General features: G+C 63.4%; 21 protein-coding genes. All 21 read left to right on the top strand.

All coding sequences use genetic code 11. The annotated features are described in order from the left end of the window. Nucleotides 1–2 precede the first annotated feature (2 nt). The 21 genes from fliG to AB1792_03410 all read left to right on the top strand — a co-directional run bounded on the left by fliG (nucleotide 3) and on the right by AB1792_03410 (nucleotide 20,130). A complete protein-coding gene (gene fliG, locus AB1792_03510) occupies nucleotides 3–1,028 on the top strand; it encodes a flagellar motor switch protein FliG (protein MEW5701277.1) in 1,026 nt (341 codons plus the stop codon). Beyond that, on the top strand, nucleotides 1,015–1,764 hold the full coding sequence (locus AB1792_03505) for a FliH/SctL family protein (protein ID MEW5701276.1): 750 nt from the start codon (nucleotides 1,015–1,017) through the stop codon (nucleotides 1,762–1,764). The genes fliG and AB1792_03505 overlap by 14 nt, the downstream gene beginning before the upstream one ends. A 91-nt stretch (nucleotides 1,765–1,855) precedes the next feature. Then, on the top strand, nucleotides 1,856–3,217 hold the full coding sequence (locus AB1792_03500; GenBank protein MEW5701275.1) for a FliI/YscN family ATPase: 1,362 nt from the start codon (nucleotides 1,856–1,858) through the stop codon (nucleotides 3,215–3,217). A gap of 34 nt (nucleotides 3,218–3,251) precedes the next feature. Beyond that, on the top strand, nucleotides 3,252–3,707 hold the full coding sequence (fliJ, locus tag AB1792_03495) for a flagellar export protein FliJ (protein ID MEW5701274.1): 456 nt from the start codon (nucleotides 3,252–3,254) through the stop codon (nucleotides 3,705–3,707). A gap of 222 nt (nucleotides 3,708–3,929) precedes the next feature. Next, a complete protein-coding gene (locus AB1792_03490; GenBank protein ID MEW5701273.1) occupies nucleotides 3,930–4,652 on the top strand; it encodes a hypothetical protein in 723 nt (240 codons plus the stop codon). 11 nt (nucleotides 4,653–4,663) lie between these two features. After that, nucleotides 4,664–6,652 (top strand): flagellar hook-length control protein FliK, encoded by a 1,989-nt coding sequence (locus AB1792_03485; protein ID MEW5701272.1) that lies wholly within the window; start codon nucleotides 4,664–4,666, stop codon nucleotides 6,650–6,652. A gap of 18 nt (nucleotides 6,653–6,670) precedes the next feature. After that, complete coding sequence (locus AB1792_03480) at nucleotides 6,671–7,366, top strand: flagellar hook capping FlgD N-terminal domain-containing protein (GenBank protein MEW5701271.1); 696 nt, start codon at nucleotides 6,671–6,673, stop codon at nucleotides 7,364–7,366. A 12-nt stretch (nucleotides 7,367–7,378) separates the two neighbouring features. Continuing rightward, complete coding sequence (locus AB1792_03475) at nucleotides 7,379–7,864, top strand: hypothetical protein (GenBank protein ID MEW5701270.1); 486 nt, start codon at nucleotides 7,379–7,381, stop codon at nucleotides 7,862–7,864. Beyond that, complete coding sequence (locus tag AB1792_03470; GenBank protein MEW5701269.1) at nucleotides 7,861–9,774, top strand: flagellar hook-basal body complex protein; 1,914 nt, start codon at nucleotides 7,861–7,863, stop codon at nucleotides 9,772–9,774. Before AB1792_03475 ends, AB1792_03470 begins: the two co-directional genes overlap by 4 nt. A 56-nt stretch (nucleotides 9,775–9,830) precedes the next feature. Then, nucleotides 9,831–10,034 carry a flagellar FlbD family protein gene (locus AB1792_03465; protein ID MEW5701268.1) on the top strand — a complete coding sequence of 68 codons (204 nt, stop codon included), beginning with the start codon at nucleotides 9,831–9,833 and terminating at the stop codon, nucleotides 10,032–10,034. A 7-nt stretch (nucleotides 10,035–10,041) separates the two neighbouring features. Continuing rightward, nucleotides 10,042–10,500: a flagellar basal body-associated FliL family protein gene (locus AB1792_03460; protein MEW5701267.1), complete on the top strand. Its 459-nt coding sequence runs from the start codon at nucleotides 10,042–10,044 to the stop codon at nucleotides 10,498–10,500. A 6-nt stretch (nucleotides 10,501–10,506) separates the two neighbouring features. Continuing rightward, nucleotides 10,507–11,490 carry a flagellar motor switch protein FliM gene (gene fliM / locus AB1792_03455; GenBank protein ID MEW5701266.1) on the top strand — a complete coding sequence of 328 codons (984 nt, stop codon included), beginning with the start codon at nucleotides 10,507–10,509 and terminating at the stop codon, nucleotides 11,488–11,490. Nucleotides 11,491–11,519: 29 nt separating this feature from the next. Continuing rightward, nucleotides 11,520–12,128, top strand: coding sequence for a flagellar motor switch protein FliN (gene fliN, locus AB1792_03450; GenBank protein MEW5701265.1), 609 nt, complete (start codon nucleotides 11,520–11,522; stop codon nucleotides 12,126–12,128). 24 nt (nucleotides 12,129–12,152) lie between these two features. After that, nucleotides 12,153–12,707 (top strand): flagellar biosynthetic protein FliO, encoded by a 555-nt coding sequence (gene fliO / locus AB1792_03445; protein MEW5701264.1) that lies wholly within the window; start codon nucleotides 12,153–12,155, stop codon nucleotides 12,705–12,707. Nucleotides 12,708–12,775: 68 nt separating this feature from the next. Continuing rightward, nucleotides 12,776–13,480: a flagellar type III secretion system pore protein FliP gene (fliP, locus tag AB1792_03440; protein MEW5701263.1), complete on the top strand. Its 705-nt coding sequence runs from the start codon at nucleotides 12,776–12,778 to the stop codon at nucleotides 13,478–13,480. A 22-nt stretch (nucleotides 13,481–13,502) separates the two neighbouring features. Next, nucleotides 13,503–13,772, top strand: a complete 270-nt coding sequence (gene fliQ / locus AB1792_03435) for a flagellar biosynthesis protein FliQ (GenBank protein ID MEW5701262.1) — start codon at nucleotides 13,503–13,505, stop codon at nucleotides 13,770–13,772. 238 nt (nucleotides 13,773–14,010) lie between these two features. Next, nucleotides 14,011–14,799: a flagellar biosynthetic protein FliR gene (gene fliR / locus AB1792_03430; protein ID MEW5701261.1), complete on the top strand. Its 789-nt coding sequence runs from the start codon at nucleotides 14,011–14,013 to the stop codon at nucleotides 14,797–14,799. An 18-nt stretch (nucleotides 14,800–14,817) separates the two neighbouring features. Beyond that, nucleotides 14,818–15,918 (top strand): flagellar biosynthesis protein FlhB, encoded by a 1,101-nt coding sequence (flhB, locus tag AB1792_03425; GenBank protein MEW5701260.1) that lies wholly within the window; start codon nucleotides 14,818–14,820, stop codon nucleotides 15,916–15,918. Further along, nucleotides 15,915–18,020 (top strand): flagellar biosynthesis protein FlhA, encoded by a 2,106-nt coding sequence (gene flhA, locus AB1792_03420; protein MEW5701259.1) that lies wholly within the window; start codon nucleotides 15,915–15,917, stop codon nucleotides 18,018–18,020. Before flhB ends, flhA begins: the two co-directional genes overlap by 4 nt. Further along, nucleotides 18,017–19,138: a hypothetical protein gene (locus AB1792_03415; protein ID MEW5701258.1), complete on the top strand. Its 1,122-nt coding sequence runs from the start codon at nucleotides 18,017–18,019 to the stop codon at nucleotides 19,136–19,138. Before flhA ends, AB1792_03415 begins: the two co-directional genes overlap by 4 nt. A 146-nt stretch (nucleotides 19,139–19,284) precedes the next feature. After that, the gene (locus AB1792_03410) at nucleotides 19,285–20,130 is read left to right on the top strand and encodes a FliA/WhiG family RNA polymerase sigma factor (GenBank protein MEW5701257.1); all 846 of its coding nucleotides are present in this window, start codon (nucleotides 19,285–19,287) and stop codon (nucleotides 20,128–20,130) included.

Here is a 20,130-nt window from a genome sequence, read left to right as displayed (position 1 = left end):
GCGTGCCGGCCGCTGAAACCGAGACCGTTGCTCTGACCCCGGCACAGAAGGCCGCCGTGGCCCTCGTCGTCTTCGGACGCGAGGTCGCCGCCGAGGTTTTCAAGTATCTCACGGAGAGCGAGATTGAGCGTCTGACGGTCGAGATCGCCAACATGCCGGATGTCTCCCCCGAGCTGGAGGCGAGCGTCATCAAGGAGTGCCATACGATCTTCATGGCGCGGCAGTATGTCGCGCAGGGTGGGATCGATTTTGCCCGTAGTCTTCTCGAAGAGGCATTGGGACGGAGCAAGGCCGGCGAGATTCTGATGCGTCTGGAGGGCTCCTTGCAGAAGACCGGCTTCGACATGCTCAAGCATGTCGAGCCACGCACGCTGATCAATCTGATGCAGAGTGAGCACCCGCAGACGATTTCGCTGATCCTGACGCAGTTGTCGTCCCAGCAGGCGGCGGCTGTTCTGGCGGAATTGGCCCCCGAATTGCAGACCGAAGTCGTGCTGCGACTGGCCACGATGGAGAAGATCTCTCCCGATGTCCTCCGTCAACTGGAGGAAGTGCTCGCGATGCAGTTTGAGGCCACCACGACACGGGACCTGTCGGTCTCGGGCGGCCCCAAGACGGTCGCCGAGATCCTCAACATCATCGACACCTCGACGGAGCGCCGCATCATGAAGGTGCTCGAGGGAGAGGATGCCCAGTTGGCCAACGAGATCAAGAACCTGATGTTCGTCTTTGAAGATATGGTGCTGCTCGACGACCGGTCGATGCAGCGGGTCTTGAAGGAAGTGGAAACGAAGGAACTGGCCGCGGCGATGAAGGCGGCGTCCGAGGACATCAAGTTGAAGATCTTCTCCAACGTCTCCGAACGCGTGGCGGCGATGATCCGGGAGGAAATCGAATTTTTGGGCCCGATGCGACTGTCGGACGTGGAGAAGGCGCAGGAACGGATTGTGGCAGTGGTTCGCCGTCTCGAAGAGGAAGGGCAGGTCGTCGTTGCCGGCCGCGGAGGCAAAGACGATGTCATTCTCTGAGCGCATTCGACGCCCGACGCTCGTGTCGGAGCGGCGCGTCCGGGTCGGCGATGGCTCGTCCGGCGGACGGATCGAAATCGACCTTCGCCCGCAGTCGGTCCAGGAAGCGGAGGAACGTCACCGACGGCACTTGGCGGCCTTGGAGAGACAGCACCAGGCGGCGCGGGAACAGGCATACCGCGACGGCTACAACGACGGCGCGGCCGTGGCGCGCGACGCGGCATCGGCGGAATTGGACCGCACCGCACGATTTGCAAACGAGCTGGTGGCCACCCTGGCAGGCACACGGGCAGAGTGGTTTGCCGCCTACGAAAAACAGATCGTTGAACTCGTCTGCCGTGCGCTCGAGGAAATCCTCGCTGATCGCCCGCCGCTGGCTGGTACGATCACGCGGGCTCTGGGTGACGCCTTTGCCTGCCTCGGTGATGTCGACCGGGTCGCGGTTCGTTGCCACCCGAAAGACCTCGCGCTGATCCGCGGGGAAGAGTCGTCGGCTTCGGTCAATTTGCCCGGTTCGATCCAAGTCCGGTGGCTGCCGGATGAAGAGATCGGGCCCGGCGGGTGTGTGCTGGAAACCACGCTCGGGGTGATTGACGCACGCGTCGAACAGCAATTGGCGATTCTGCGCGGAGCGCTCTGGGATGCAGTACAACCCGCCGACAGCACGGAACGAACCACGGCTCGAAAACCCGATCCGGAGCGGGGCATCACCGCGCGGGCAGAGACGACTGAGTAGAGCCCCTGCGAGGCGCGACACAACAGCACCCTGACGATGTCGGATCCCAGGGCGTGCTCCTCATCAAGCGATGCGCACCCTCGATTTCCAGATGCCGCTTGCGCCGGTCGATTGGGATCGGTATCTGAGCGCGATTGCGCGTGCCGAGACGATTCGGCCAACGGGCCGTGTTGTCGGGATGGTGGGGCTGACCGTCGAAGCGGATGGTCCGGCGGCCCGGGTCGGAGAGTTTTGCCGCCTGGAAGACCTGAAAGGACGTCGATCTGTCCCGGCGGAGGTAGTCGGTTTCCGTCAGGGTAAGATTCTCCTCCTGCCTTTGGGGGAGCATCAGGGCATCGGACCAGGCTGGATTGTCACGGCCAGCGGCGAGCCGCTGACGGTGCAGGTCGGGGATGGTCTCTTGGGGCGCGTGGTCGATGCGCTGGGCCATCCGGTCGATGGGATGGAACCGATCTCAAATGCGCACAGACAGCCCCTTGTTGCCTCGCCACCCGATCCGCTGAGCCGCCCTCGTGTGACGGAACGCATCTCGACCGGCATCCGGGCGATCGACACCCTGCTGACGATGGGGAAGGGGCAGCGCATGGGCCTCTTCGCCGGATCGGGAGTCGGGAAGAGCACGCTGCTGGGAATGATCGCGCGTACCTCCTCGGCGGACGTCAACGTCATCGCCCTGGTCGGCGAACGGGGCAAGGAGGTGCGCGATTTCCTCGATCGTGATCTCGGAGCCGAGGGGCGCAAGCGCGCCGTAACGGTCGTCTGCACCTCGGACCGGCCGGCGCTTTTGCGACTCAAGGCGGCGGTCACCGGGACGGCCATCGCCGAGCACTTTCGCGATCGCGGCGCCGATGTCATGCTGTTGGTCGACTCAATCACACGTTGGGCCCTGGCACAGCGTGAGGTGGGTCTGGCCGCCGGCGAACCTCCGACCACACGCGGATTCCCGCCATCGGTCTTCGCGCTGTTGCCGCGGCTGATGGAGCGATGCGGCCGCTCGGCGCGCGGTTCCATCACCGGGATCTACACGGTCCTCGTCGAGGGCGATGACATCACCGAGCCGATCTCCGATGCCTGCCGTGCGGTCCTGGATGGTCATGTCGTCTTGTCCCGGCGACTGGCCTCGGAGAATCACTATCCTGCCATCGATGTTCTCGGCTCGATCTCGCGCGTCGCCGCCGATGTGTTGACGCCATCCGAGCGCACTCTGGCCGGTGAGGTTCGCGACCTGATAGCCACCTTTCACGATGCCGAGGATCTGATCGCGGTCGGTGCTTACAAGAAGGGTTCCTCCGCCAAGATCGACCGCGCCATCGACACTATGGAAGGGTTGCGCTCGTTCCTGCGACAAGACGTCGCCGAGTCGGCCGATCCGTCGGGTGCATGGGAGCATCTGGCCTCGCTGGTCAACGCCACGTCCCCGCCAACGCTCTTTGACCCGACCGCGGGCGAATAGCGCCGCGAGCCGATCCGTCGGGCGTGTGTGCACCATGAAGCCGTTCCACTTTCGTCTCCAGCGCCTGTTGCGCCTCAAGGTGGCAGAAAAGGGGCAGTGCGCCCTCGCCTTGGGTCGTTCCCGTCACGAACTGGGAATGCGCGAGGATGAACTGCGCGCCGCAGAGGATCGGCACGGTTCGATGACCGAGTCCTATCTCCGCTTGGCCGACAAACCATCGTGTCCGTCGGATTGGATCTTAGGCCGCAACGCGCTCGATGCCGCCCACCGACGGGTTCAGGAGCGGCAGACGGCTGTGCAGCAGGCGGCGACCAGGGTGGAGGAGGCTCGTCTGCGTCTGGTCGAGCAGTCGCGAGAGGTGGAGGCATATCAACGGCTGCGTCGAAAGGCGTGGGAGGAACACAATCGCGAGGTTCAAAGAACCGTGCAGAAGGACATCGACGCAACGGCGGGGGAGAAGTTCACACGGAGCGCAGCTCCGCGCGGGTGAGCGAAGTGATGGCAGGAAGGACTTGCCGGAGAGCTGGGAACTACTGACCGCGCCACATGAGGTCGCGCGCCGAGGCGGCTGCACTCTTCCCATCGACGATTCTGCCCAGATGCAATGGCGCCAAGTGATTGTGGGTAACGGCGGTGCGGCCGTCGGCGCACGGCACGCGGGTTGCACAGATCAGCACGGATAATCGCGTCCGCGCGATGGATGGTTGCTCATATGGCAGACGATCCGAAAGACCCAAAGCAGAAGACCGCGACGCCGGGAGACGACAAGACGGCGGCCGCCGCCGAGACATCCAAAGACGACAAAAAGGCAGCATCGACGGATGCCCCCGCCAAGAAGGCCAAGAGACTCAGTCCCGTCGTGCTTGCCATCTCTGGCGTGGTCAGTCTTGTCGTTTTCCTGGCGGTGTTCAGCTACTTCATGGGCGTCTTCGACGCCAAGCCGCCGGCGACAGAACAACCCGGCGCGTCCGCGACCCCGGGGCATGACACGCTGGCGGGGGGACCGACCCAGCCGTCGACCTATTTCTCGCCGTTCGGGCGCGCTGCGGCGAGTCTCGAAGCTGTCGGACGGGACACGACAGCGATCGACACGGACGCGGCGTTGGCCGAACTGGACCAGGCCCGACGCCAGTTGCAGATCGAATCCGCTCGTGTTCAGGCTGAGAAGCAGGAGCTTCATCGGCTGAAGGCGGAAGTAGAGCAGTTGCTCGCCAAGCAGAATGGCATTGCCAATGAGAAGGTCCTCTACATGGCGAAGCTCCTGGACGGCATGAAGCCGGACGAACTGACGCCACTGATGGCGAAGCTGGACAACGGCACGATCCTGTCCGTGCTGCCCAACATGAAACCACAGAATGCATCCAAGGTCCTGGCACTATTGCCTCCCGAACGTGCCGCCGAGATCGCCACGCAGCTCTTGACACCCAAGCCGTAGCCGAGTCGCTGATGACACTTGCTGCCCCTCCCATCCTGCCGACAGGCAAACCCGATTTGTCGTCCCTGCCACCCACAGGGGGGCTGGGATCTGTTCCCGATGGGACATCCGGCGCACCGGAGGTCGCGTTCCAATTGCTTCTTTTGGCGCAGGCCCCTCTTTTCGCGCCAATCCTCAGCGAGGATCCCGATGGCATCATCGCCGAGGCCGCATCGACCGGTGACGGGTCGACGTCGAGCACGACTCCCGTGATTGGCGATCTCGGCACACCGGCACAATTGGACACAAAGACCACGGACCCACTGGTGGCAGAGACCGGTCTGGTTTCCTACGCCCCACTGTTCGTGGCGGAGATCACGGATCCTGCCACTGATGCCGTACCTGTGGCCACTGACGGGGTGCTCACCGCGCCGTCAACAAACCTGTCGCTGTCAAGTTCAGCACTGTCGGTTCTGGAGGACACGGTAGTCCCTACGGCACCACACCCCGCCGAAGTCATACCGTCTCTGTACGCTTCCGAAGATCCGCTGGCCTCGAAGCAAACCGTTGCACTTGCCGGGTCCTCAGACCTGCCTGCACTCTCCGAGGCGACGGTATTCAGTCTCGTCTCATTTCGGCCGTCAACTGGCGTCACGCTCTCTGTCGATACGGCGCAGCCGGCATCACAAGACTCTCGGCCGACAATTCCCGCGGATCCGACAACGAACGTGGAGTTCTCTCTCCCGATTGTCTCCGTGGACTCCGCGGTCGACGGCAAGCCATCGCTGCCGGGATCTCCGGAGACCGCGGCGACGACCAGCGATAATGTGTTGTCGATCGCGTCACGTCAGGCCCTGTCGGAGGTCTTTGCACGCACCGCCAACGACACCACCGTCGAGATGACAGTGACGGCCGGTTCCGAATCACAGGCGGGTCGCAGTGTGCTCACTGCTTTAGTGCCAGCGGATGGACCAGAGCCGATCATTGAGTTGCCGCCGATCGGACAAGTGGCTGCGTCTGGTCCTCAGGTTGCGCAGACCCAGGAGGCCGCCGAAATGCCCATCGCGCGTGTCGCTGTGATGGAAATGGCGGGTGAATCCGCGCCGGCACCGATTGTCACGGCGGTTGTCCCGGAAGAATGGACTGAGAGGAACACGCCGAGTGGACCACGTATTGCAGAGACAGAATCACCGTCGGGTACGCCGCCCGACTCGACACAGAGAGTCAATGGCAATGACAATAGTCAGCATAATACCCGAGTCGGGCCGTTGGCCTTCAGAAAAGTTGCCACTGGCGCTGTGACGGAAAGTGGTGACGTGGCCCAGCCGGGACCGGTGGTCGACCAAAGGCCGCACCCTGCGCATCAACCAGCGGCACCAACCGGGCGGGAGCAAGAGCATGTCATCCCGTCCGAGACAGTGCAGCAGACGGGTGCGTCAACTGTCGCGACCGGCACCGTTGTTGATGTGGCTGCCCCCTCACGGACGCAAGCATCGCCGCTGAGTGCGGGCCAAATTCCGGTAACGGAAGGCGATGCGTCGTCGGCTACGACACCGACCAGGTTCATCGTCGACACGACCAGTCGGCAAGCATTGGCCGGCCACATCACAGTACGACTGGAGCCGCCCGAACTGGGAGTCATCCGTATCGATCTGACGTCCGGTCTGGAGGGGGTTGTAGGGCGGTTGCGCATCCACAGCGAGGCGACGCGTGCGGCGGTGGAACGGGACATCACACAACTGCACCAGACACTGGCCGACGCCGGTGTCCGTGTCGACCGCCTGGAGGTGGCATCTGTCTCCCGCACGGTCGACGCCGTCTGGGCCAGATCGGATGATGTACTCTCTCGCTTGGCCTCGGATCGAACACCGCTCGGTCGGTCCTTGACCCAAGAGCACCCGGGCGAGAATCCCTGGCGCCAGGATCGTCAACGCCGACATCGCGGCGCCCCTTATGATGAACAGTCATCGTGGGCGCGTTGGATGCCGCAGTACGCGGCCGGCCTTAACGTCGTGGCCTGACCTGACAAGGAGTCCGCAATGCCGATTCTCTCGAGTCCCAGCGCCGTGGTCGGATCTTCGACGTCGACAACCACGCCGGCCCAGGGAACGAACCGCATGGCGATGGGCAAGGACGAGTTCCTCCGCCTGTTCGTCACGCGACTGCAAAATCAGGATCCGTTGTCGCCGATGCAGGACGAGGACTTCGTCGCCCAGATGGCCCAGTTCAGCTCCTTGGAGCAGCTCTACAATATGAATGAAAATCTGGAGAGGGCGCTGACGGCCAATGCGCAGGTCTCCCAGTCGATCAGCAACACCATGTCGACGTCGCTGATCGGCCGAACGGTGCGCGTTGCCACCGATCATGTGTTGCTGCCGGCCAGTGGAGATACCGACATTCGTTTCGATTTGGACAAAGCCGCGGCCGACATCACAGTAGAGATCCATGACGACTCCGGACAACTGGTCCGGGCGTTGCGCGTCGACGGTGGTCCGGCGGGTGCCAATCAGGTCACGTGGGACGGGCTGGACGCCTCCGGAAACCGTCTCCCGACCGGCGCCTACGGGATCAAGATCCGGGCCAAGGACAGCGACGGCCAGGATGTAATGGCCAACGCCTACTTCAGCGGCACGGTCGATGGTGTGCGGTTCGCCGACGGGCAGGCTTTACTGGCCGTGAACAATGTCCTCATTCCGCTGGCCAACGTCATGGAAGTGGTCGCGGAGGATGAATAAGGGCGCTTTGGCATGAGTGTCATATCGGCCATACGCGGCGCCGCGGCGCAATCCCTGGGGAGGGCTCCTGCGCCCGTAACGCGCGCGCGCGGCGAGTTCGCGCGTGTGCTCCAGTCGCAGCTCGACGCCCGACAGATCACGATCTCAGCGCACGCGGCCGACCGCATGGTGCGTCGCGGGTTGATGCCCAGTGATGCAACCATTCAACAGTTGCAGACCGCCTTCGACATGGCGGCGGCCAAGGGATCGCGCGAGGCGTTGTTCCTACTGGATGACATGGCGGTCGTGGCCTCGGTGCCCGACCGCACCGTGAAGACGGCCCTCGACCGTCAGACACTCGAAGCGGGGGTGTTCACGCAGATCGACGCGGCCGTGGTCGTGAATGGTCTGCCGCACAATGACAACGACAACAATTCAACTGTCACTCTGTCACAGGGATCGTCCGGCTGGGCCCCGACCGGGGAGGCCGCGATCAAACCGGGAGGGGTACCGCTATGATGGGCTCGCTGTTTGCCGGCGTCTCCGGTCTGCGCAATCACATGGTGCGCATGAACCTCGTCGGAGACAACATCGCGAACATCAATACGATCGGATTCAAGACCGGACGCGTCACGTTCCGTGAGGCCCTGGTGCAGACCCTGCGTGGTGCCGGACGGCCGTCATCGACCTCCGGCGGAACCAACCCGGTGCAGCTCGGCCTGGGAATGAGCGTCGGCACCGTCGACAACATGTTCTCACAGGGCGGGTTGGAGACGACCGGGCAACTGCTCGACTTGGCCTTACAGGGATCGGGGTTCTTCATTCTCTCCGACGGGCGGCAGGAGTACTACACCCGCGCCGGCGCCTTCGGTCTGGATGCGAATTCCAATCTCGTGGACCCGTCCAACGGTCTCTTCCTGCAAGGTCGGATGGCGAGCTCCAGCGGCGTCATTCCGGCGACCGCGTCGATCGGCAACATCACGCTGCCGTTCGGACAGCAGGACCCTGCGCGCGCGACCACGCAAGTGCATCTGGCGAACAACCTCGATGCCGCGGCCACGACGTCGACGGCCACCTTGACCAGTGCGGGCACCACCAATATCGACAGTGTGAGCGGCATCGCGGTCAACGGCGCCGGTGGCGTGCACGAACTCACCATCACCGGCAATCAGCCGACCAACTCCACGGCCTCCGGGGGGGCCGGTCTGACGATGTCGGCCACGCTGGGGACACTGGGCGTGACCCAGGCGGGGTTGGATTCCGGATTCACGCTGTCGGTCGACGGCGGCAATGCCATTCCAGTGACCGGCCTGACGTTGACGTCCACGGTCGCCGACTTGATCGCCGCGATCAACAAGATCGATGGGGTTCACGCGGAGCTCGACAGCGGGGCGATCAGGTTAACACGCATGTATGCCGGCGATGGAGCCGCCTACAACATCGCATCCAATACGGCGGTCGCCGACGACATCACCGACGTGGTCTTCGGCGTGGCCGTGGGGTCGACCTTCCAGGTCAACAATGGGATCGCGCACACCATGGTCGTGACGGACACGTTCACACCGCACGGTGGCACGGCCGAGGCGCCGGTCACGCTCGGCGTCACACTCAATGCCTCCTCCGGCCTTGTCACCGGAATCTCGGGATTGGGGGACGGCGGCGTGACGATCATCTCCTCGTCGCAACTGGCCGCGGGAACGGCCGAGATTGAGACCGCGGACACCGCGCATGCAACCTCGATTACGGTCTACGATTCGCAGGGGGGCAAGCACACGCTCGTGCTCACCTTCACCAAGCAGTTGACCCCGGGGACATGGAGCTGGGACGCGACATTGGCAGGAACGGAGGTCCCGTTGTCGGGGGACCACGGCACAGTACTCTTCAACAGTGACGGCTCGCTGGCCGACTTCAGCTTCGCCGATCCAACCAACGCCCTCTCCGTCGATCCGGATAACGGCGCGGAAATGATGGAAATCAAGCTCTTTGCCGGTACCGGCGGTGACTACGACGGCCTGACCGGATTCGCCTCGAGTTTCTCGGCCATTGCCAAGAACCAGGACGGCTATGGGATGGGCATGCTCGATCAGATCTCGATTGACAACGTGGGCGTGATCACCGGCGTGTTCACCAACGGCGTATCCCGAACGCTGGGGCAGATCATCCTCGGCGATTTCAACAACCCCGGCGGCTTGCTGAAGACCGGGGAGACGATGTACACCACGTCCGCCAATTCCGGCGACGCGGTACGGGGGGCGGCGGGTTCCACGATCAATGCCACCATCTCCTCAGGGGCGTTGGAGGGTTCCAACGTCGATCTGGCACAGGAATTCACCAACGTGATCATCTCGCAGCGTGGCTTTCAGGCCAATGCCCGGGTGATCTCGACGTCCGACCAGCTGCTGAATGAGCTGGTCAACCTGAAGCAGTAGAACTCGCGATGGGGCGGTCGTACTGCGGCGCGGCCGTGATTGACCGGGGGGCAACAATGATCAAGCTGACGCAGTTAAACGGCCGCCCCATCGTCGTCAACGCCGACCTGATCGAGTTCATCGAATCGACGCCGGATACCATCGTCAGTCTCACGACCGGGAAGAAGATCCTGGTGCGGGAGACGGACGATGAGGTGATCCTGAGGGCGGCAGCCTTCCGCCGGCTGTGCCGCACAGAACCGGTGGCTGTGGCCATCTGAACGCGACATGAGGAATCTCCTGACGATTGCGGCCGTGGTTGTCGCCATGGCAGGCGTCGCCTTCGTGATCACGATGAAGGTCATTAAGCCGCGCTTCGCGCCGGGAGCATCCACACCGGCGACCGTCGCCGTGGAACCGGAGTCAAAGGCGTCCGAGGCCGACCACGGCGAGGTGTACTTGGTCTCCAATCTCCTGGTCAATCCCACCGGGACCGCCGGGACCCGTTACCTGTCCGCCACACTGGGACTCGAACTGCTCGGGAAGGAGACGGCGGAGCTGTTGCGTGCGCGCGACGTGCAGGTGCGTGACTTGCTCCTCTCGGTCCTGGCATCGCGCACCGTCGAGCAGCTCACGGATTTTCAGAGCCGTGACCAGATGCGGCAGGAGATCTTGATGCGTCTCAATCAATTGCTTGGTGCGGAGAAGATCTCCGCGGTCTATTTCGTGGACTATGTCTTGCAGTGAGGTGTGATGGCGCAGGTCCTATCCCAGGAGGAGATTGATGCCCTGCTGTCGTCGGCCGCCGGTGGCAGCGGCCAGGAGGCCGCGGCACCCGCACCGGAGGCACGGGCCGCAGTCACCTATGATTTCAAACACCCCAACCGGGTCTCGAAGGACCAGATACGCACCCTGGAGAATGTGCACGGCAACTTCGCCGGGCACCTCGGGTCCGCCCTGTCCGGGATGCTGCGGGCGGTGGTTGATTGCGAGTTGGTCTCCGTTGATCAGATCACGTACTCAGAATTCATCATGTCGCTGGCGTGGCCTTCCTGCACCTACAAATTCTCTATGGCGCCGCTGGAAGGTCTCTGTCTGATCGATTTCTCTCCCGCGCTCGGTTTCGCATTCGTGGACCGCATGTTCGGCGGTCCCGGCAAGGGATTGGGGATCGAGCGGGAGCTGACCGGCATCGAGCGCCGCGTGCTCGATTCGATCGCGACACGGGGCCTGCGCGAGCTGGCGACGGCCTGGAAACGCATCGTCGAAACCAATCTCGTCATCGCCGGATTCGAGACCACACCGCAGTTCATCCAGATCGTACCGCCGGGTGAGACGGTGATCGTGACGACGTTTCAGGTCAAGTTGCTGCAGGTTCACGGTATCGTCACGCTCTGTTACCCCTACATCACATTGGAAGGGATCGTCGAAAAGCTGTCGGGACAACACTGGGTCGACGCTTCGAAGTCACGGGGCACGGATCAGGAACGGGCCGTGATCGCCGGTGGATTGCGCGGCGTCGAAGGACAGGTGACGGCCGTGCTGGCGCTGACCGACATCACCATGCGCGAGTTCCTCAACGTACGGGTGGGCGACGTGATCGTCACGGACACACGAGCGGGGGAATTTGCCAGGATCTTCGTGGGTGGTGTGGAGAAGTACATCGGGATGCCGGGGACGCGTGGTCGGCACCGTGCCGTTCGTGTGGTCGGTGCAATGGAAGAAGACAAGACATGACGTGAGGACATTGAGGCCCGAGGTGATACATGGCTGAGGAATTGAGCAATCAGGACGGTGTGGAGAAGCAGGACCCGGTCGCCGCTGTCGGCGGGGGCGCCGGTCTCCCGGCGGAAGAGCAAGTCGCGCCGCAGCCGGCGGCTTCCCCCACAACGCCCGCGGAGACGGCGGCCGGCCCCGGCATTGGCAACGACGATCTGGAGGCGGCCTGGGCGGACGCGTTGGCGGACTCCCAGACGGCGATTCCTGACGTGGCCGCTCAAGCCGGAATCAAAGACCCCGCGATGGACTTCGGTGGTGCCGGAACCAGTGCGGCGCACCCCGCCGTCGCCCATCCGGCCGAGTTCCCGCAATTCGGCGATTCACCGTCCGGCGGGGCGGCCGGGAGCATCGACATGCTCCTGGACGTGAAGTTGCCGGTTTCGATTGAACTCGGCAGAACGACGCTGCCGATCGGGGACATTCTGTGCTGGGGACCCGGGTCCATCGTGGAACTCGACAAACTGGCCGGTGAACCGGTGAATCTCCTGGTCAACAATGTCCTGGTGGCCAGGGGAGAAGTCGTGGTCGTGGACGAGAACTTCGGCCTGCGGATCACGAGTCTACTGACGCCGAAAGAACGCAGCGAGATCGTCTGATTCGCCAGAAGAACGCGGAGCGCGATGGGAACGAGACGACGAAACCGCATACTGCTTCCGACCGGCGTGATGCTGGCCGTCTGCGCGAGGATTGCGCAGGCGCAAAGCGACAGCGCGGGGAACGGTTCGATGCCTCTGCCCGGTGTTGGTCAATCCGATCTGTGGCCGTCCGTGGCGCGACTCTTCGGCTCACTGGTTCTGGTGCTCCTGCTGGCTTGGGGTGCGCTCTGGCTCTTGCGGCGTACTCTGAAGGGACGCTGGACGGGATTGGGCAGCAACAGCATCAAAGTCGTGGAGCGCGTCTATCTGGCCCCGCGCAAGTCGGTTGAAGTCGTGCTGATCGGGCGGCGTATCCTCGTACTCGGCGTCACCGATCATCAGATCGGCATGTTGACCGAGTTGACGCCGGAGGACATCGGGCTGGAGCGATCATTGGGGCCGGCGGGTACCGGCGATGCGGCGGGCGCGGCGACTGGTCCACGATCGGCCGGACGTCTCTGGCAGCAAGCGCGCCGCCGACTCTCCGGCGGGCTGAGTGTCTTTCGTCTGGCGCCCGGGTCGAACACGGCCAAGGATTGAGGTGGACATTGCGCCTGCGGCTCTCGGCATCTCTGGTCACGGCAGCACTCGCCATCGCCGCGCTGGTCATGCTGGCCCCCGACACGGGTCTCGCGCAGGGCCTTCCCAAGATCTCGATCGGCGTCGAGCCGGCCAAGACGCCGGCCGACATGTCGGCCAGCGTGCAGATTTTGCTGCTTTTGACCGTACTGTCGCTGGCGCCCTCCATTGTGATCACAATGACATCGTTCACGCGGATCATCGTCGTATTGTCGTTTCTCAAGCACGCGCTGGGCACACAACAGTTGCCGCCGGCGCAGTTGTTGGTTGGCCTGGCCTTGATCCTGACCATGTTCATCATGACCCCGGTGTTTACGGCAGCGTATGAACAGGGGTTGAAACCCTATACGGATGGAACAATCGACCGCACGACCGCCTTTACGCGCGGCATGGCGCCGTTGCGCGAGTTTATGCTGAAGCAGACGCGCGAGAAGGACCTGGCCTTGTTCATGAGTCTGGCCAATCTCGCAAAGCCGGCGACCGCCGCCGACGTTCCACTCCGTGCGCTGGTGCCGGGGTTCGTCATCTCCGAGCTGCGCGTCGCCTTCCAGATCGGCTTCGTCCTGTTCATTCCATTCTTGATTATTGATATGGTGGTCGCCTCGGTCCTGATGTCGATGGGGATGCTGATGCTGCCGCCCATCATGGTCGCCATGCCGTTCAAGATCCTGCTCTTCGTTCTCGTCGATGGCTGGTACCTGGTCGTTCAGTCGCTGGTAGCGTCGTTCCACTGACGCCGCAGTCCGGAGAGATGTGATGACAACCGAGTATGTCCTGGGGTTGGGACGGGAAGCGATCACGCTGACGCTGCTGGTCGCTTCGCCCATGCTTGTCCTCGGGCTGCTTGTGGGCGTGGTCATCTCCATTCTCCAGGCCGTGACCCAGATCCAGGAGATGACGTTGACATTTGTGCCGAAGATCCTCACCGTTCTTGTGGCGTTCCTGGTCTTCCTGCCGTGGATCATGAACATGTTGGTGGGCTTCACGGCGCGACTGTTTGCGGGTATCCCGACGCTGACTGGGTGACAGCGCGCCCGGTGGGAATGCGGGGGTATCGGCAGATTCCCTCTTGCGGAGACTTCGACTCAATCGTGCGGAAGAACTTTCTCTCTCGTGCCCCGGAAACGTCGATCGACAATTCGTTCTGATCCCGTAAGTCTTTATCCATCACAGCGTCTCGTGGCCCAGGCGGGGTCGGCACTGGACTTGCTCAAGGGCTTGACGAAATGGGCGAAGTGCGCCCACGGCGAGCGGTCCAGGCCCGATGAGCAATCTCGACTTCAACACGTTCGATTGGATCTGGTCCTATCTGTGGGCGCTGTTCCGGGTCGGTGGCTTCTTTGTTACGGCACCGTTCTGGGGTGATCGCACCATTCCCACGCGCGTCCGGATTCCGGCGGCGTTGGCGCTGACGCTGACGATTGGCCCGATCATTTCCGCCTCCGTCCCTGCGGCGCCGCCATCCGTGCTGACGATCACAGCGTGGGCGGCTCATGAACTGATCATCGGCGGCCTGATTGGTTTCTGCTTCGCCGTTCTGTTCTGGGCCGTGCGCGCGGCCGGCGACATCATCGGCCTGCAGATGGGGTTCGCCATTGCCGTCGCCATCGACCCCAACTCGCCTGATCAGGTCTCTCTCATCGGTGAATTCAAGTACATCCTGGCTCTATTGCTCCTGCTGATGATGGACGGCCATCACCTGATGATCACGGCGCTTGTCGACACGTATCGCGTCATCCCGGTGGGTGGTGGGGCATTTCACGGTCCCGTTGCGGAGCTGGTGATCCGCCTGTCCGCGACTTTTCTCGTCACCGCCGTGAAGCTCGGCGCGCCCGTCGTGGTCACACTGCTCCTGACCGACGTGGCGCTCGGGATCGTGTCGCGGACGGTCCCGCAGATGAACATTTTCGTGGTCGGCTTTCCGCTGAAGATCGGCGTCGGACTGCTGGTGCTGGGGGCGGCGCTCCCACTCGTCGCGCAGACGTTCACGCAGTCCTTTTCTCAAATCCAAAGCGACACGCAGCGGATCATCGCGGCCTTGGCGCGACCCTGAGACCGGGGCAATGGCCCGATGGCGGAAGAATCCTTCCAAGAAAAGACCGAACCGGCAACTCCACGTCGCCGTGAAGAGGCCCGCAAGAAGGGACAGGTCGCCCGCTCGGCGGAGTTGAATTCGTTTGCCGTGCTGTTCGCGGGCGTTCTGCTGCTCTTCTTCGTTGCGCCCTCGTTGATCACCGGACTGTCGGCGTTGATGCGGCATTACCTCGGCAATCTGGCCGCGGTTCCCGTCGGTCCGGAGGGATTCACGGCCATCCTGCGCCACGTGGCGGTGCGCACGGCGATCATCCTGGTCCCCCTGTTTGGGGTTGTCGTCGTCGTGGGCGTTGTGATCAACGCCGCGCAGGTCGGCTTTCAGATGACGGCCGAAACGCTGCAACCGCGGTTGGACAAACTCAATCTCGTCGGTGGTTTCAAGCGACTGTTCTCCCGGCGGTCGCTGGTCGAGTTGTTACGGGATCTGCTGAAGCTCACGCTGATCGGCATCGTCGCCTACTACGCGGTCCGATCGGAGTTCGGCGGTTTCGTCACACTGACGGGCGCCGACCCGGTGGCGATTCTCACGTTTGTCGGCGGCGCGATCTTCCGCGTCGCCATCAAGATCGTCCTCGCGCTGTTGCTCTTGGCGCTCTTCGACTATGCCTTCCAGCGCTGGGATTACGAACGCTCGCTGCGGATGAGCAAGTACGAGGTCCGTGAGGAACTGAAGCAATACGAGGGCTCGCCGCTCATGCGCTCGCGCATCCGCCAGGTGCAGCGCGAACTGGCGCGCATGCGCATGACGCGCGAGATCCCGAAGGCCGACGTCGTCGTGACCAACCCGACGGAGTTGGCCGTCGCATTGAAGTACGATGCCGACACGATGAGCGCGCCCACGGTCGTTGCGAAGGGCGCACGGTTGCTGGCGCAGAAGATTCGCGAGATCGCCGCCCAGGCGCATGTGCCGATCGTGGAGAATCCGCCGCTGGCACGTGCCCTCTATGCGTCCGTTGAGGTCGGAGCGATCGTCCCGGCGGAGCTGTACCGCGCCACGGCCGAAGTGCTGGCCTACGTCTATCGCCTGCGCGGACGCGTCCATGCGGCGGAAGCGGCACCCGAAGGAGCGTCGTCGTGACCGACCGTCCCCATCTCTTCAAGTCGGTCGGCGCCAATGCCGACATCGCGCTCGCGCTGGCGGTGCTGACGATCATCGGCGTATTGGTGATCCCGGTTCCGGCGACGCTGCTCGACTTCCTCCTGGCGTTCAACATCACCTTCTCGCTCGTGGTGCTCTTGGCCACGCTCTATGTCACGGCGCCGCTGGAGCTGTCGGTCTTCCCCGGCATGCTGTTGATCGTGACGCTCATGCGGCTGTCGCTGAACGTCGCTTCGACCCGTCTGATCTTATCCGAGGGCTATGCCGGTGAGGTGATCAGTTCCTTCGGCGGCTTCGTCGTCAAGGGGAACTACGTTGTCGGCTTCATCATCTTCCTGATTCTCGTCATCATCCAGTTTGTCGTCATCACCAAGGGCGCCGGACGCATCTCCGAAGTGGCCGCGCGTTTCACATTGGATGCCATGCCCGGCAAGCAGATGGCCATCGACGCCGATCTGAACGCCGGGTTGATCGGCGATGATGAAGCGCGGCGGCGACGGCTGTCGATTGCCCGTGAGGCCGACTTCTACGGCGCCATGGACGGCGCCAGCAAGTTCGTGCGCGGCGATGCCATCGCCGGGATCATCATCACCGCCGTCAATGTCATCGGCGGCTTGATCGTCGGCGTCTTGCAGCGCGGCATGAGTCTCGCCGATGCCGCTCGGACATACACGTTGCTGTCGGTCGGCGACGGGCTGGTCACGCAGGTGCCGGCGCTGCTGGTCTCGGTCGCGGCCGGCATGCTCGTCACGCGTGCCGCGGCGGAATCCGACCTCAGTCAGGACTTGAGCAAACAGTTGACGCAACGACCGCGGGCGATTGGGGTGGCGGCGGCGATTCTGATCCTCCTCGGCTTCGTTCCGGGAATGCCGACGCTGCCGTTCCTCGCGCTGGGAGCGGTTGCCGGCACCGGTGCCTACATCTCCGGACGGGCGCGAAAGCAAAGCGATTCGACCGCAGCGACAGCCGCGACAGCACCGGCTCCACAACCGAAACCGGAGGATTTCCTGCGGCTGGATATCCTGGAAGTGGAGATCGGATACGGTCTGATCCCGATCGTCGATGCGGCCTCGGGCGGAGACCTCCTCGACCGCGTCGCCGTCATACGTCGCCAACTGGCACAGGAGATCGGCTTTGTCGTTCCCCCCGTGCGGATCCGCGACAATGTCTCGCTCGATCCCGCGACATACGTCGTGAAGCTCCGCGGTGTCCGCGTCGCCACAGGCGAACTGATGATGAATTACCTGTTGGCGATCAATCCGGGCGGTCTCAACGACGACGAACTCGGCGGCATCCCCGGTGCGGAACCGGCCTTCGGGCTGTCGGCGCGCTGGATCGCCCCGGCGTCGCGCGAGAGCGCCGAACTGAAAGGATACACCGTCGTCGAGCCGGCCGCGGTCATGGCAACGCATTTGACCGAGATCATACGATCTCACGCCGCCGAGATCATCTCCCGTCAGGACGTTCAATCGCTCTTGGATCATCTGAAACGCGACTACCCGGTGCTGGTGGATGAGGTGCTCGGCAAAGTCGGTTCCGCCGGCCCGGTGCAACGCATCCTGCAAAACCTCCTGCGCGAGCGGCTACCGATCAAGGATCTGGTCACGATCCTCGAAACGCTCTCCGACTACTGGCCGCTGACCAAGGACACCGACGTTCTCTCTGAGTACGCCCGTCGGGCCCTGAAGCGTTCCATCACGCAGACCTATGCCGATCCCTCCGGGACGATCGCCGCGATCTCGCTCGATCCGTCACTGGAGAAGTTCCTGGCCGAATCGGTATCGCAGTCGCCGGCGGGGTTTCATCTCAACATCGCGCCGGACGCAGCCGAGCAGATCATCGCGGCGATCGGCGCGGCGGTGGATCGGATGGTGCGGCGGGGTCAGAATGCCATCGCGCTGGTGCCGCCCAACCTGCGGCTTGTGTTCCGACGCTTTGTGGAGACACGACATCCGGCCCTCGTTGTGCTCTCGTTCAATGACCTTCTACCGAGCGTCAGGATTGAAATCAGCGAAGTGGTACGACCCAGTGGCGTTCTGAACGCCGCGGCGCCATTGCCGCGTTCCGGAGGTAAGCCGTGATCGTGCAGACCTTCACGGGACCGAGCGTCCGCATGACGCTCGACCGTGTGCGCGCAGCACTTGGTGCTGACGCGATGATCCTCGATACACAGACCGGTGACGGATTGGGAACGGTGCGGATTACCGCCGCCGTGGAACCCAAGACACCACCAGAACCCGCCGAGGGACCCAAGAGTCTGCACATCGCCGGGGCGCTGGCGACAAATCAGGGTGAGGAGGGTGCCGCCGCCTCACCAAGTCCCGCAGACGGCAACGGTGAATCTCTGTCACTGCCATGGGACGCGTGGCAGCGTCCACTCCGTGATCTGATCGAAGCCGTGGGTACGTTGCGCCGCCACGGCGGCCAGGACTCGGTCTGGCTGCTGCTGCGCGAGTGGTTGGCAACCCAACATGCCCTCGCCGGTGGAATCATCGAAGCCTTTGCGACGCACTTGGCCGAGTCGCTTCCTCCCGCGGAGGCATTCCTCGAGACACGCCCGACGGGTATGACCGTGCTCCTCGTCGGAGGACGCGGGGTGGGACGGTCGACCGCTCTGTTCCAGGCATCGGCGGTGCGCTGGCGACATACCGGCAGACGACCACGGTTGGCGGTCATCAGCGATTCGCTCGATCATGCTCAGGAACGGCTGGCGACGTGGTGCGAACGCGGCGAACTCGAGTTCTCCGCCGGCGCGATTGGCGATTCCCGCTTCTGGAAAGAGCTGCGACAAAACCGACGTGAAGACCTATTCGTCGAGTACGCCCCCAGTGCGCGCCACGCCGCGCTGACGGCTCCCGCCAAGATCATCCGCCGGAACCTGAAGCCCGACGTCGTGGCTCAGGTGCTGGCGGCGACTGGGTCGCCCCAAGCGTGGCGGAACGACTGCCAACGGTTTCTGCCGTTTCGCGCCTCGCATCTGTTGGTCACACGCTGGGACGAGATGCAACCCTGGTGGGCCGTCTACAGCATGGCGCGAGACAGCGGCCTTCTGCCGTCCTACCGAACATCGGGAACCGACCCGGTCGACGACATCACCGCCTTCACCGCCACCGACTTACGCGTCGGCCTGGCCGAACACCTCGCATGGGAGATCCATCTGGATCGCCATGCAATCTCTGCGAAAGTGGGGCAGCCGTGACCGGCCGTCAGACACGATCCATCACCGCCGCGGCAAGTCCCGCACGTGGCACCCTGCCATTCGGACGGTCGAGGCGAAGAGTCGTTTTGCGCATAACGCCGACGGCCTCGGCCGCCGATACAAAGATAGAAGAGGGAGACGATTCCATGCCTGTGAGCACGACCTCGACTCGGGGCCGCAAGGCGACAGCTTCGTCCACGAAGCAGGCGAACATTCGACGCAGTCCGTCGGCACCTCAGGTTCAGCGTCAATGGGACGCCTACCGCCACTCCGGCGATCCGGCCATCCGCGAGGAACTTCTGAATCGCTATCTGCCCCTGGTGCGCAATGTGGCCGGACGGATGGCGTTGGGGTTCCCCAAGTCGGTTGAGCTCTCCGACCTCATATCGACCGGCGTGATCGGGCTGATCGAGGCCTTCAAGAACTTTGATCCCAATCGCGGCGTCAAGTTCGAGACCTTTGCCGTGCCGCGCATCCGCGGCGCCATTCTCGACGAGTTGCGCTCGCTCGACTGGGTACCGCGCTCGACCAGGGCCAAGGCGCGGGAGATCGACCGGTCCACCGTACGGTTGGAAAACCGCCTCGGCCGTGTCCCGACGAAGCCGGAGCTGGCCGGGGACATGAAGATATCCGTCGAAGAGCTGTCGGCGGCGCTGGACGATCTCTCCGGGACGACACTGCTGTCGCTCGACGAGCTCGTCTACCGCGAAGAGGATAATCGCCAGGTGCCGCGCGTGGAAACCCTCGAAGCGCCGCATGGCGACAGCGTCCTCGGCGTCATCGAACGTCAGGAGCTGCGGGCGTATCTGATCAACGCCATCTCGAATCTCTCCGAGCAGGAGAAACTGGTGATCGCGCTGTACTACTACGAGGAATTGACGCTCAGAGAGATCGGGGAGGTCATGAGCATCTCCGAGTCGCGCGTCTCGCAGATCCACACCAAATCGGTGGGGAAGCTGCGCGGCATGGTGCGGGAGCGATTCGGATTGTAG

The sequence above is a fragment of the Candidatus Zixiibacteriota bacterium genome (assembly GCA_040752595.1).
Classification (GTDB): Bacteria; Zixibacteria; MSB-5A5; order WJJR01; family WJJR01; genus JACQFV01.
This window is presented reverse-complemented; position numbering and strand designations above follow the sequence as displayed.